Here is a 13,641-nt window from a genome sequence, read left to right as displayed (position 1 = left end):
TTATTCTAAATCTTAATGTTATGAAACTAAACTGTGTTGTTGTAGATGATAGTTCTATACAAAGGACCATTATTGCAAAATTAGTTAATAATCACCCAGGTTTGCACTTAATCGGGGACTTTTCTAATGCAATAGAAGCAAAAAGCTGTATTTCTCTAAATAATATCGACTTAATATTTCTAGATATCGAAATGCCTGTTATTAATGGGTTTGATTTTCTTGACGGGCTAAAATCTAAGCCCCAAATTATTTTTATTACTTCTAAAGCAGAGTATGCTTTAAAAGCTTTTGATTATGATGCTACCGATTATTTGCAAAAACCTATCGCCGTAGACCGTTTTAATGCCTCTGTAAAGAGAGCAATAGATATGCATTTGCTTAAAAAAGATGTAAAAGAAGAAGAAGGCGAACATATCTTCATCAAGAGTAACCTTAAAAAACTTAAAATTTTCACAGCAAAAATCAAATGGATTGAAGCTTTCGGAGATTATGTAAGGGTGGTTACCGAAGATGACAGTAACCTGGTACTTTCTACAATGAAATCTTTTGAAAATGACTTATCAAAAGAAAAATTTATCCGTGTACACAAATCTTATATTATCAATATCGACAAGGTAGAACGCTTTAACAGTAAATTTGCTGAAATTGGTATTACCAAAATTCCGCTGAGCCGAAATAAAAAAGAAGATTTAGTCAAAGCATTATCAACGTCGTCATAATTTAATAAAAATCGACGTTGGCAATCACTTTTATAGCTCTGTACTGAGCAACAGCCTCAAAACTATTCAACATTTTCTGAATAGTTTTTTTTGTTCCGCCCAAAGGCATATTCTGAGGAATCTTAATCAGGATCGTTCTGATGTACTCATTTCTGATTCTGCTTATCGCCGGTTCCTCAGGTCCTAAAACAGGAATACCCAAATTCTGACTCAAAACCTGATACAGCCACATCGAACCTTCCTTCAATTTATCAAACTCACGATGTTTCAGCGTTAGTTTAATAATCCTGAAATAAGGTGGGTACTTATAAATTTGGCGATCATACAATTGCTCTTTATACATACCTATATAATTATGGTTTGTAACTTGCTGAATTGTATTATGATTAGGATTATAAGTTTGTATAACCACTTTTCCTTGTTTTTCTGATCTTCCGGCCCTTCCTGCCACTTGTGTCATCATTTGAAAACTTCGTTCAAAAGCCCTAAAATCGGGATGATGCAGCATATTATCCGCATTCATAATTCCTACCAGACTTACGTTATCAAAATCTAAACCTTTGGCAAGCATTTGTGTTCCTACCAAAATATCTATTTCACGATTTTTAAACGAATCTATTATCTTTTCGAAACCAAACTTTCCGCGGGTTGTATCCTGATCCATTCTGCCGGTTTTGGCTTTTGGGAAAAGTGATACCAATTCCTGCTCGATTTGCTCTGTACCAAAACCTTTTGTAGTTAAGTCAATACTCGAACAACTATGGCAATGCGTTGGTTTTGCGATTGCATATCCGCAATAATGACAACGCAATTGATTTTTATGTTTATGAAAAGTCAAACTCACATCACATTGCTGACAATGCGGAACGTGCCCGCAAGTCATACATTCTATTATAGGAGAATATCCACGTCTGTTTTGAAACAAAATCACTTGTTCACCTAAAGACAACGCTTCTGCAATTTCTTCTATTAAAATATCGCTAAAATGACCCGTCATTCGTTTTCTGAAATGTTTGTCTTTTAAATCGACTAAAAGAATCTCAGGCATTCGAACATTATTATAACGTTCAGACAGCGTAACCAAACCGTATTTGTCTGTTTGGGTATTAAAATACGTTTCGATACTTGGTGTCGCCGATCCTAAAAGCACTTTTGCATTATGAAAATTAGCCAAAACAATCGCCGCATCTCTGGCGTGATATCTTGGTGCCGGATCAGTTTGCTTAAAAGTTTGCTCATGTTCTTCATCAACAATCAATAATCCTAAATTATTAAAAGGAAGAAACAAAGCTGACCTTGCTCCTATTACGATTTGAGCTTTTTCAGCATTTTCAAGCGTTTGCCTCCAAACCTCAACCCTTTCGTTATTGCTGTATTTAGAATGAAAAACAGCAACTTTATCTCCAAAATGAAGTCGTAAACGCGATACTAATTGAGTCGTAAGCGCAATTTCTGGCAGTAAATACAAAACCTGCCTTCCTGTTACCAAATACTCTTCAATCAACTTGATATAAATTTCTGTTTTTCCGCTGGATGTAACACCGTGAAGTAAGCAAACTTCTTTATCTAAAAAACTAGTTTTAATCGATTCAAAAGCACTATTCTGAGCTTCACTCAACAATAATTGCTTTTCAGATGCTTGTCCGGAAAACGAAATACGATCGTGCTGCAAAAGATATTCTTCGAAAATTTCTTTATCGATTAAAGCCTTTACCGTAGCAGAAGTTGAATCCGAAACCTCAACCAGCTTTTTTACCGTAATAGGTTTCTTTTCAGAAGCCATTAATTGAAAATAAGCCAGAACAATTTCCTTCTGTTTATTAGCGCTTTTTAAAACTTCTAATAGTTCATTTAAACCATTATCAGATTCGTATTTGGCATGTAGTTTTACGTACCGAACCAATTTTGGCTTATAACTTTCTTTCATTTCTTCTTCTAAAACAATAATGTCCTTTGTCATTAATTTTTGAAGAATCGGAAAAATATTTTTTTTGTTTAAAATTGAAGCAATCTCCCCAACCTTAAGCGAACTCTGATGTTGTAATGCTTCGTAAATTAAAAACTCGTCATCAGAAAGTTCAGAATCATTTACCAACGTATCCGGTTTATGCGAAACTACAGTTTCACTTTCAAGCAATAATCCGCTAGGAAAAGCTCCGCGATATACATCGCCAATTCCGCACATATAATAAGTAGCCACCCAAAGCCAGTGTTTAATCTGAATTTCGGTTGCAATAGGTCTTTCGTCTAATATTTGATGAATTTCTTTAGCATCATACAAACTTGGTTCGTTTTGATGAATATCAATTACCAGCGCCGTATATATTTTGCTTTTACCAAAAGGTACAGCAACGCGCATTCCCTTTTTTATGAAATGAAATTCGGCCTCAGAAATACGATAAGTAAAGGTTTTGGCTAAAGAAAGCGGTAAAACAACTTCGACAAAAAACATGCGGATATTTTATTATAAGATTTCAAGGATTATTTTTTATCTGAAGCTTTTGCAGCATTATATTCCTTAACTAATTTTAAAGTATGTTTTAAAGAATTCAGATCTTTCCAGTCATCATGACCAGTAATGATATATTTAGGATTTTTAAATTTCTCCTGTACTTTTTTTATTGATTTTTCCCAATCTTTTACATCGGCATCGCCTAAATAACCTAAATCTTTTGCTTCGGTACTTTTTACAAAACAACCTCCGTAAAGTATTTTTTCTTTAGGAAACCAAACTACGATATTATCCTGAGCATGGCCTTTTCCCGGATAATAAACTTCAAAAGTATGGTGACCAACCGTAAAAGTAGTATCATTAGGAATTACAAATTGAGCTCTCTTTTCGTTATTTTTCTTGAGAATCTCATCCGTTAATTTTATAGTATAGGTTTTAATTCCTTTTTGTCTGTAAAAATCCAAACCTCCTGCCCTGTCTTCATGAGAATGCGTTGCAAAATGCATCACAACATCTTTATGATGTCTTGCTTTTATACTATCTAACAACGGCTGAAACTGGGTTTTATCCCAAGGCGCATCAAAAAGCACAACACCTTTATTAGTAACAAGGTACAATGCATTTGCAGAAATCAGAGTTCCTTTATAATCATGAAAAGTTTTATAAACATAAAAGTCACCTGTAAGATGACTTATTTTTAATGGCGAATTCTTAGATTGTCCAAAGCAACTGGACAATATTCCTAAGAACAAAAGTATTGATGCTAACTTTCGCATTTTATTGTATGTAATTAATTTTTAACCCTTGTCCAGTATTGCGTTCTTCCCATAATAGAAATTCCAATATATCCGCGAAGTTTTAATTTATCAGCAGATTCAAGAGTAATATAACATTTGTATTTTTTACCGGTTGTAGGATCAAAAATGGTTCCTCCGCTATACTCATCACCATCTTTTTTAAGACCGTTAATGATATTTAAACCTAAAATTGGTTTGTTTTTATCTGCACCTTCACATTTTGTACAAACATCTTTTTTATGATCGGCACGAAGTATCTCTACTACTTTACCATATACTTTTCCTGATTTTTCGTAAATCTCGACAACAGATTTTGCTTCTCCGGTTTCATCGTCAATTGTCTTCCATTTTCCAATAACACTTTGAGCCTGAATGCTCAATGCAAAGAAAAAAACACCAATCGTTAACATCCAATTTTTCATAATATTATTTGTTTTTTTGTTTTAATTTTCTGATAGAAGCATTCAATTCGAATCCTAAAAGCAGAATCATACAGTTTATCCAAATATAAAACATTAGAATTAATAATGTCCCAATTGAACCATAAAGTTCGTTGTATTTTGAGAATTTTATAACCCAAATCCCAAAAAAGAACGAAGATATAACAATTAATATGGTTGTAAAAACAGATCCAATGCTTATAAAAGGCACTTTATTATATTGCTTAGTACCATAACGCAATAATATTGAAGTTGTTATCAAAATCATTAATACAACAAACAAATATCGACCCAAAATAATTAGCGGAATACGATCACTCAACACATCCTGAATTATTGTTTTTTGAATTAAAACCTCAAAAACAACAATTGTAGCCACCGTTACAAACAATATAATGGTCATAACAAGCGAAATTGCAAGTGCCACTAAATATTGACTAAACCAGCCTCGTTTATCAAAAACATGTTTCGAAGATTCAAAGCCGCTTAGAATCCCGTTAATACCGTTTGCCATCAAAAAAATAGAAAGCAAAAAACCGGAAGACAACAATCCCGAATGACTATTATTTAAAATATCACTAATAATTTTATTAATAGCATCGTATGTATTTGGCGGAACACTTTGTTGCACAAACTGCAAAAAATCGCCCTGAAAATTATCTATAGGAATAAACGGAATCAAGTTCAGAATAAACAAAGTAAATGGAAACAATGCCATAAAAAAACTAAAAGAAACCGCACTCGCATGGTACGAAAATGCCCCATCGATAATACCAATCGTATACATTTCGAGTAAATCGTATAACGAAAAACCTTCCAGCCAAGGCAACTTTATTCTCTTTAATAATCGGACAAGAGAACGTATTACAGGAATCTTTTCAATCCGATCTTCTATCTCTTGAGACATATTTATAATTTTAGATTTTTGAGTTAAGATTTTAGATTATTTCAAATTCACAATTCATAACTCACAACTCATAACTTCTTATTAAAACGCTTTTAAACTCAAATCCATATTATAAACCGAATGCGTTAAAGCACCAGATGAAATATAATTTACACCACATAAACCATATTCACGAATCGTTTTTTCGTTGATATTTCCAGAAGATTCCGTTTGGCATTTATCACCAATTAACTGAACCGCTGTTTTAGTATCTTCATAATTAAAATTATCAATCAAAATTCTGTGTACTCCGTCGCTTAAAAGGATTTCTCGAATTTCATCCAGATTTCTGGCTTCAACAATAATTTTAAGATCTAAATTATTCGCCTTCAAATATTCTTTCGTTTTTTTAATTGCTAAAGTAATTCCGCCAGCAAAATCGATATGATTGTCTTTTAGCATCACCATATCATACAAAGCAAATCGGTGATTTTCGCCACCTCCTATTTTTACAGCCCACTTTTCTGCAACTCTAAAATTGGGAGTCGTTTTACGCGTATCTAATATTTTAGCGCCTGTACCTTCCAGAAGCTGCATCAGATAATCTGTTTTTGTAGCTATTGCAGACATACGTTGCATCGTATTCAAAACCACTCTTTCTGACTTTAAAATAGATTGTGAACTTCCTGAAACCTCAAAAACTACATCGCCGTATTCTACATGCGTTCCGTCTTCTATATAAGTCTTAACTTTTAGCTTTGCATCTACATATTCAAATATCATTTTTGCAAGTGCAACACCCGCAATAATTCCCTGATCTTTTACCAATAATTTAGCCTGGCCATGCGCCGTTTCCGGAATACACGCCAATGAACTATAATCGCCTGTGCCTACATCTTCACGAATTGCATTGCTAATTAATAGTTGTAATTCACTTTGAAATTGTACTTCGCTAATCATTTTTATTAAATTTTATAAGATGCTAAAGTAGGATATATTTTGGGGATTTGAAAGCTAACCATCTCCAAAAAAATAGTAAGACTAGAAATTTTAATTTAAGTTACAGGTAAAACTCATCTTTTTTTTAACACATAGAAACATAGTATTCGAATTCGTTAAAGAAGCATTTCACTTGCATTAATTCACATAGCCAATGCGCTCCGCTATGTGTTAAAAATCTAGATTTTTTTTTAGCACCTTTACTATACAACATTAAATTCTATGTTTCTATGTGTTTAAAATTTCATTCAAAATCTATAATTTTTATTAGAAACATTAAATACCTTTGAGGTTCAATCAAACAAAATCATGGGCTTAATTAAAGATATTTACTCGGTTACTTTTTACGAAAAATTTGGTCAGGCTGTGGCCGAAGTGCATCCAACTTTCGATAAGCAAAAATTTATTGAAACCATTTACGAAGGCGATTTTGCCCAAAAAGAATGGAAAGAACGCATGAAACACACCACAATTGTGCTACATCAATTTATGCCTCAAAATTTTCCCGAAGCCGTTTCTCTAATTGATAAAATCATCGAAAATTTAAAGAAAAATAATTTTACAGATGGCAATTTGGCCTTTATCTTCTTTGCTGATTATATCGAAACCTATGGTTTAGACGATTTTAAAACTTCGGCAAAAGCCTTTGTTTCCATCACTCAATTTATCAGTTGCGAATTTGCCGTTCGTCCTTTCGTTTTAAAATACCAACAAGAAATGATCGACGAAATGATTCAATGGTCTTTACACGAAAATCATCACGTTCGCCGATTAGCCAGCGAAGGAAGCCGACCAAGATTACCGTGGGCTATGGCGATTCCGTATTTAAAGAAAGATCCAACTTCTATACTGCCTATTTTAGAAAACCTGAAAAACGATCCTTCAGAATATGTGCGCCGAAGCGTTGCCAACAATCTGAACGATATCGCCAAAGACAATTCTCAAATCGTATTAGAAATTGCCGGAAAATGGCGTGGAAAAAGCCCAGAAACTGACGGAATAATCAAACATGGCGTGCGAACTTTATTAAAGCAAGGACATCCTGAAATTTTAAGTCATTACGGTTTAGAAAGCACAAATATCGAACTTTCTAATTTTGAAATTAAAACGCCTGTGGTAAAAATTGGAGATTATCTTCAGTTTCAATTTCACTTAAACAATAAAAACAACGAAGCCAAAACCGTTCGTTTAGAATACGCCGTTCATTATAAAAAAGCAAAAGGACATTTGGCTAAAAAAGTCTTCAAAATCAGCGAGAAAACCTATCAGCCCAATCAACTAATAAAAGTCGATCGCAATCAATCTTTCAAAATCATTACGACTCGTGTTTTCCATACCGGAACACATCAATTGTCAATTATCATTAACGGAACTGAAAGCGAAGCACTGGAATTTGAACTTATTGATTAAAATTCTCGCAGTTTTGTCATTTCAATTGCTGTAGTATTTTTATTTTCAGGAGCTAATCCCGCTATACGTTCCAATCTTTTGTGGCGAACACCGCCACAAAAGGATTTCCACTTCTATCGGGGCTAGGAAAATCTGTGTCGTAATAATATTTTCGTCTAGTGTGTCATTTCGACCGAAGGGAGAAATCACACTCGTAACTCTACAAAGATTGGAGATTCTCTTTACGGAATTTCTAGTGTGATTTCTCCCTTCGGTCGAAATGACAAAACGTCCAAATTACCACATCAAATAAATGAATTTGAATTATTCCACATTTTCCTTACTTTTATAAATAATACAAAAAACAACTTTTCTTAATCTAAATTAAGTTACAGATTTCTATTCCTGCTGTAATTTTGTTTTCAAATCAAATCAAAATAACCATGTCAAATATTAGTTTAATTATCGAAGAACGCGCTGCCAATATTGGCAACTTTATGGTAGGCCGTTTATTGCCTTTCCGTGAAAAAAGAGCTGTTGGACCATTTGTCTTTATTGATCATATGGGACCTGCACATTTAAGTGATCATGAAAATATGGATGTTCCGCCGCATCCGCATATCGGACTTTCGACTTTGACTTTTTTGTTTGAAGGAAGCATTATGCACCGCGATAGTTTAGGAACCGAATTAGAAATAAAACCAGGCGCCGTAAACTGGATGACCGCCGGAAAAGGAATCGTACATTCTGAAAGAACGCCTGAATATTTAAGACATTCAGACAAAATGCTTCACGGATTGCAAATTTGGGTTGCTTTACCAAAAGAATTAGAGCAAATGGAACCTAATTTCACTCACGTTGAAGCAGATGATATCCCGGCTTGGGAAGAAAATGGTGTTTCATATAAATTAATTGCCGGAGAAGCTTTTGGCAAAAAATCACCGGTTCCGGTTTATAGTCCGCTATATTTTATCGAGATCAAAAGTACCGAAGCTAAAAAAATAAACATTGGCAATCATTTATTTGGCGAAAGCGGTTTGTATATTCTGGAAGGAAGTATTAAAAGCGGTGAACATGTTTACGATCCAAAACAAATTTTAATTACAAACGACAGTACTTTATGTGAGTTCGAAATTTCTGAAAATTCTACCGTTTATATTTTTGGCGGAACTCCGTTTCCTGAAGAACATTTTATCTTTTGGAATTTCGTTTCCTCAGACAAAGAACTTCTCGAAAAAGCAAAAAAAGACTGGACAGAGCAAACTTTCCCAAAAGTTCCGGGAGAAACTGAGTTTGTGCCATTACCTGAACCAAGAATTAAATAATATATGGAAACAATATCAGCACAAATAGATACACGTTTGTATCGAACGGAAATAAAATCAGCCAGCGGAAACATTGTAATCGCCGATGAACCTCAGGAAATGGGAGGTAAAAATTTAGGATTTAATCCGTCAGAACTTTTGGCTTCGTCATTAGCTTCCTGTACGCTAATTACTTTAAGAATGTACATCAATCGCAAACAATGGGACGTTTCTGAAATCAATATCAAAGTTGATTTTGAAAGGGATTCGAACCAAAACGTTTCTTTATTTACCAGAAAAATCGAAATTATTGGCGAAGTAGACCAAACGCAAAGACAGCGATTAGAAACTATTGCCAACAGTTGCCCGATACACAAAACATTAACACATTCAATAGAAATCAAAACCACATTAATATAACTTATCATGGAAATTCAACAAATAAACGATATAAGAAGAGGCTATTTTGAAGCTGTAGAAGACGGAAAACAAGCAGGAAAAATGACTTATACCTGGGCTGGAGATTCAAAATTCATTATTGACCACACCGAAGTAAACGAAGAGTTTAATGGAAAAGGCGTTGGTAAAAAACTAGTTATGGCCGCTGTAGAATATGCCAGAGCTAATAATTTAAAAATTATTCCGCTTTGTCCTTTTGCTAAAAGCGTTTTTGATAAGGTTGAAGAAATTCATGATGTACTTTTTTCTTAAAGGTACTGAGGTTCTGAGATGCTAAGGTTCTAAGTTTTTTTTAACCGCAAAGCACGCAATCCCGATAGCTATCGGGATACGCAAAGTTCGCAAAGTTTTTAGGTAAAGCTTTGCGAACTTTGTGTTTATATTAAGTCTTGCAGATAAAAAAACCTTGCGTTCTTTGCGGTAAAAAATCAGCCACTGTAAAAATCAATTTTAAAATCTCGCCAGAAACTTGTATATTTGCATGTAATTTAAACTTAGAGTATGACGAGGATAATTACACTTTTCTGTTTTTTCATAGCACAAATCGGCTTTTCTCAAACGGCTGAAAATTATTTACAAAAGAACAGAAATAACGAAGCTCTCTTAACAGCTTTCTTTCAACAAATGCCAAAAGGCGGCGATTTACACCATCATTTTTCAGGATCAGTTTATGCAGAAGCTCTTTTAGAAAGAGCCATTGCAGAAGATTTTTATTTAAATTTAGAAACTATGGCGGTTTCTAAAACAAAACCTGAAAAAGGCAATTGGGAAAGATTTTCATCTCTTAAAGAAAAAGAAAAACTAGAGTATTACGAGCAGCAAATTATGCAGACCTGGTCTGTTAAAGATTATAATGGTGCTGTTCCTTCTGACGATCAGTTTTTTGATTCTTTTATGAAATTTGAATCTACTATCGCAGGCCATTTTGCAGAAGGAATGCTTGAATTAAAAAAACGTGCTCTTGCTGAAAATGTAAGTTATATAGAAACACAATTATCAACGATTCCGTGTGATATGAATGTTGCCGATTTAACTGATTTCAATACAAAACTACGTCAGGCAGCAGCTCAAAAAGATGAAAAAGCTGTTTTAAAACTTTTAGACGAATTGTATAAATTGCTTCAAAAGAAAGATGCTAAAAAATATGCTGCAGATTTCAATACTAATTTTATTGCCAAACTTCATAAAGACTTAAAAATTGATGACAATCGTTTTACCATGCGTTATCAAAATTTTGTGCTTCGTTTTATGGATCCGGTAGATTTATTCAAAAACCTTGCGATCGCTTTTATCTCTGCAAACGACAGTAAATTGGTTGCGGGCGTTAACATCGTTTCTCCGGAACACGGCGAAAATTCGATGAAAGATTATTGGTTGCATATGGTCATGTTTAAATATTGTCACTCTAAATATCCAGACGTAAAATACACGCTTCACGCAGGAGAATTAACTTTAGGATTAGTTCAGCCCGAAGATCTAACCTGGCATATAAACGATGCGATCCATGTTGCAGGAGCTAACAGAATTGGTCACGGAGTTGACATTGCCTACGAAGCAAATTCATATGATTTGTTGCGTTACATGGCAAAAAACAACATTCCGATTGAGATTAACTTAACAAGTAACGAATTCATTTTGAAAGTAAAAGAAAACAGACATCCGTTTACGCTTTACAAAGAATTTAATGTACCAATTGTTATCAGTACTGATGATGCGGGAATTTTAAGAACCAACATGACAGAACAATATGTTTTACTGGCCAAAAGATATCCTGACGTTTCGTACGCTACAATAAAACAATATGTTTACAACAGCATCAATTATAGTTTTATTCAGGATGCATCAGTAAAAAAACAACTAATTAAAGATCTTGATAACAGATTCAAAACTTTTGAAGCTAAGTTTAACAACTAAACGAAACCTGACAGGTTTTTAAAACCTGTCAGGTTTGCAAACGATATATTATGATTCTAGAAGCCGTATTTCTTTATATAAAACCAGAGTTATCAACTCAATTTGAAGCTGATTTCGCAAAAGCAAGTCAATACATTTCGTCGATTGATGGCTATTCAGGACATCGTTTAGAGAAATGTCTTGAAGTCGAAAACAAGTATCTTTTGTTGGTAGACTGGAATACGCTTGAAGATCATACTGTAGGTTTCAGGAATTCTGAATCTTATCTGGAATGGAAAAAAATCCTACATCATTATTACGAACCGTTTCCTGTTGTAGAACATTTCGAAACTGTTTTTGAGAATAAAAAATAGAAAATATTTTGCCACAGATTAAAAGATTTTCACAGATTAATTTAAAAATAAACTAAAAAAATCCTTTTTAATCCTTTTAATCTGTGGCAAAAAAATAATTCGTGCAAATTCGTGCAATTGCTTTGCCTGTTCACTATCGATCGAGTCGTAGCAAAAAATAAAGAATAAATATGAATATCAAACTTATCGCCATAGGCAAAACAGATAATAAATCGCTTCAAACTTTGATTGACGATTATACCAAACGTTTGTCGTTTTACATCAAATTTGATCTGGAAATTATTCCGGATATTAAAAACGTAAAGAATTTATCTGAAAGTCAGCAAAAGGAAAAAGAAGGCGAATTGATTTTATCCAAATTAACGCCAACTGATCAATTAATTTTATTGGATGAAAACGGAAAAAACTTCTCCAGCGTTGGTTTCTCTGAAGAATTACAAAAGAAAATGAATTCCGGAATCAAAACTCTTGTTTTTGTAATTGGCGGTCCTTACGGGTTTTCAGATACCGTTTACAGCAAAGCGCAAGGAAAAATTTCACTTTCGTTAATGACTTTTTCGCATCAAATGGTTCGATTGTTTTTTATCGAACAATTGTATAGAGGTTTTACGATTTTAAGAAATGAACCTTACCATCATCAGTAAAAAAGTATTCAGTTTAAAAGATATATTCTTCTGTCACTTCTGCAAAAGATTCTAATTTTTGAACTAAAATCTTATTCTGAATATATGCATCAAAACTCATATTTTTATCAAAACAAAATTGCATTTTTGGTTTAACTGCAAAATCAAGACTTGCAATGTAATTGAGTAATTCTTCTTTTTTAAGAACTTGTTGGTTTACTTCAACCGTTTGATTCTTTTTAAAAAACAAAGTCAATCCTTCTGATTTAGGTTTCTCTGTTTTATAATACACTTTCGTGAAAGGTAAAAAGGCTAAGTTTTTCCCGATAGAATCTGCATACGAATAATAGTTTTCGGCATCTTCGTTTTTGTGGGCGCTATCAGCACGTTTTTTCTCCTGTAGTTTCATTACTTCCGGAATTACCAATTTTAAAGGCAAACGTTTGTCGATATTAAAAAGCCAATTGGTCGAAATAATACTGTTCTTTCTGTTTACATCGGCAATGGTATCTTTTCCTTCTGTTTTAAAGAAAATATAAATTGGCGAATGATCCTGAACGTCTTTCACAATAGAAACGTTTGATTTTGGAAGTAAAACGTCTTCTTTTTTTTCACATGAAAAAAGAAGGAAAGCGATAATTAGAGTAAAGTATTTCATATTTTTTTTCTTTTTATTATTTTTTTCTTTTTCATTTCACCATTTTTATAAAATTCAATTAAATATAAAAAACCATCACTATCATAATTAAAAAATTGGCCTTCTCTTTTTCCATCTACAAAAGTCCCATCAAATGACAACTTACCATTCTCATGATACCCAACAAATTTTCCATTTTCAACACCATTGCGATAATCTAAAAAACCCGATAATATTCCATTATTATATTTCCTAATTTGACCATTCGCTAAATCATTTTCGTACGGAATCTCGTCTAAAATTATATTATTTTCAGAAAATCTTTGCCAAACACCAACTTTTTTACCTGACTTGTATTCGACTTTCCATTTATTCTGTCCATTAGGATATTTGTAGAAAAAAGTCCCTTCAATTGTTCTGTTTTTCACTTCAAAAATACAGTAATCATCGCCATACTTACTATAAGCAATCCATATCCCATTATTCAATGAATCTTTAAATATTTTTTGATTTGGCCAAAGTTCACTTGGTTCCTCAATATTTTCCGGATAGACAAAATCAAATTCCCTTACAATACCTACGTCCTGACTAAAAACAAAAAAAACATTAAAAAACATTAAAATTAAAAATACCAATTGCTTTCTCATAATCTTTAGTTTTTCACCTGTA

Annotated in this window: 15 protein-coding genes; 8 read left to right on the top strand and 7 right to left on the bottom strand. The window is 33.3% G+C overall.

All coding sequences use genetic code 11. From position 1 onward, the window contains the following. Nucleotides 1-20: 20 nt before the first annotated feature. Nucleotides 21-719, top strand: a complete 699-nt coding sequence (locus L0669_RS13945; protein ID WP_055097960.1) for a LytR/AlgR family response regulator transcription factor — start codon at nt 21-23, stop codon at nt 717-719. 1 nt (nt 720) lies between these two features. Here L0669_RS13945 and priA read toward each other — a convergent pair whose 3' ends face one another. The 5 genes from priA to nadC form a co-directional block, all read right to left on the bottom strand. Beyond that, nucleotides 721-3,171: a replication restart helicase PriA gene (priA, locus tag L0669_RS13940; protein WP_263758300.1), complete on the bottom strand. Its 2,451-nt coding sequence runs from the start codon at nt 3,169-3,171 to the stop codon at nt 721-723. A gap of 29 nt (nt 3,172-3,200) precedes the next feature. Further along, nucleotides 3,201-3,947, bottom strand: a complete 747-nt coding sequence (gene bla-B1-FLAV, locus L0669_RS13935) for a subclass B1 metallo-beta-lactamase (RefSeq protein ID WP_263758299.1) — start codon at nt 3,945-3,947, stop codon at nt 3,201-3,203. A gap of 14 nt (nt 3,948-3,961) precedes the next feature. Continuing rightward, entirely contained in the window at nt 3,962-4,390 is a 429-nt protein-coding gene (locus tag L0669_RS13930; protein ID WP_173973070.1) for a DUF2147 domain-containing protein, read from the bottom strand. Nucleotides 4,391-4,394: 4 nt separating this feature from the next. Continuing rightward, the gene (locus L0669_RS13925; RefSeq protein ID WP_173973071.1) at nt 4,395-5,315 is read right to left on the bottom strand and encodes a YihY/virulence factor BrkB family protein; all 921 of its coding nucleotides are present in this window, start codon (nt 5,313-5,315) and stop codon (nt 4,395-4,397) included. A gap of 81 nt (nt 5,316-5,396) precedes the next feature. Beyond that, nucleotides 5,397-6,254: a carboxylating nicotinate-nucleotide diphosphorylase gene (gene nadC, locus L0669_RS13920; RefSeq protein ID WP_263758298.1), complete on the bottom strand. Its 858-nt coding sequence runs from the start codon at nt 6,252-6,254 to the stop codon at nt 5,397-5,399. A gap of 348 nt (nt 6,255-6,602) precedes the next feature. On the opposite strand from nadC, the gene L0669_RS13915 reads away from it, so the two are divergent. The 7 genes from L0669_RS13915 (at nt 6,603) to rlmH (ending at nt 12,356) form a co-directional block, all read left to right on the top strand. Further along, nucleotides 6,603-7,703 carry a DNA alkylation repair protein gene (locus tag L0669_RS13915; RefSeq protein WP_263758297.1) on the top strand — a complete coding sequence of 367 codons (1,101 nt, stop codon included), beginning with the start codon at nt 6,603-6,605 and terminating at the stop codon, nt 7,701-7,703. A 422-nt stretch (nt 7,704-8,125) separates the two neighbouring features. Beyond that, entirely contained in the window at nt 8,126-9,007 is an 882-nt protein-coding gene (locus tag L0669_RS13910; protein WP_263758296.1) for a pirin family protein, read from the top strand. 3 nt (nt 9,008-9,010) lie between these two features. Next, nucleotides 9,011-9,406, top strand: a complete 396-nt coding sequence (locus tag L0669_RS13905) for an OsmC family protein (protein WP_263758295.1) — start codon at nt 9,011-9,013, stop codon at nt 9,404-9,406. A 6-nt stretch (nt 9,407-9,412) separates the two neighbouring features. Then, nucleotides 9,413-9,697 (top strand): GNAT family N-acetyltransferase, encoded by a 285-nt coding sequence (locus L0669_RS13900; protein ID WP_263758294.1) that lies wholly within the window; start codon nt 9,413-9,415, stop codon nt 9,695-9,697. Nucleotides 9,698-9,946: 249 nt separating this feature from the next. Then, the gene (locus L0669_RS13895) at nt 9,947-11,359 is read left to right on the top strand and encodes an amidohydrolase family protein (RefSeq protein ID WP_263758293.1); all 1,413 of its coding nucleotides are present in this window, start codon (nt 9,947-9,949) and stop codon (nt 11,357-11,359) included. Between the two features lie 50 nt (nt 11,360-11,409). Then, nucleotides 11,410-11,712 (top strand): antibiotic biosynthesis monooxygenase family protein, encoded by a 303-nt coding sequence (locus L0669_RS13890; protein WP_263758291.1) that lies wholly within the window; start codon nt 11,410-11,412, stop codon nt 11,710-11,712. A 170-nt stretch (nt 11,713-11,882) separates the two neighbouring features. Continuing rightward, a complete protein-coding gene (gene rlmH, locus L0669_RS13885; protein WP_029269532.1) occupies nt 11,883-12,356 on the top strand; it encodes a 23S rRNA (pseudouridine(1915)-N(3))-methyltransferase RlmH in 474 nt (157 codons plus the stop codon). A gap of 13 nt (nt 12,357-12,369) precedes the next feature. On the opposite strand, the gene L0669_RS13880 is transcribed toward rlmH, so the two are convergent. Together L0669_RS13880 and L0669_RS13875 are read right to left on the bottom strand one after the other, a co-directional pair. After that, entirely contained in the window at nt 12,370-12,993 is a 624-nt protein-coding gene (locus L0669_RS13880) for a hypothetical protein (protein ID WP_263758289.1), read from the bottom strand. Continuing rightward, the gene (locus L0669_RS13875) at nt 12,990-13,619 is read right to left on the bottom strand and encodes a toxin-antitoxin system YwqK family antitoxin (protein ID WP_263758288.1); all 630 of its coding nucleotides are present in this window, start codon (nt 13,617-13,619) and stop codon (nt 12,990-12,992) included. Before L0669_RS13875 ends, L0669_RS13880 begins: the two co-directional genes overlap by 4 nt. Nucleotides 13,620-13,641 lie beyond the last annotated feature (22 nt).

Origin of the sequence: Flavobacterium bizetiae (assembly GCF_024271895.1) — a bacterium.
GTDB lineage: Bacteria > Bacteroidota > Bacteroidia > Flavobacteriales > Flavobacteriaceae > Flavobacterium > Flavobacterium bizetiae.
This window is presented reverse-complemented; position numbering and strand designations above follow the sequence as displayed.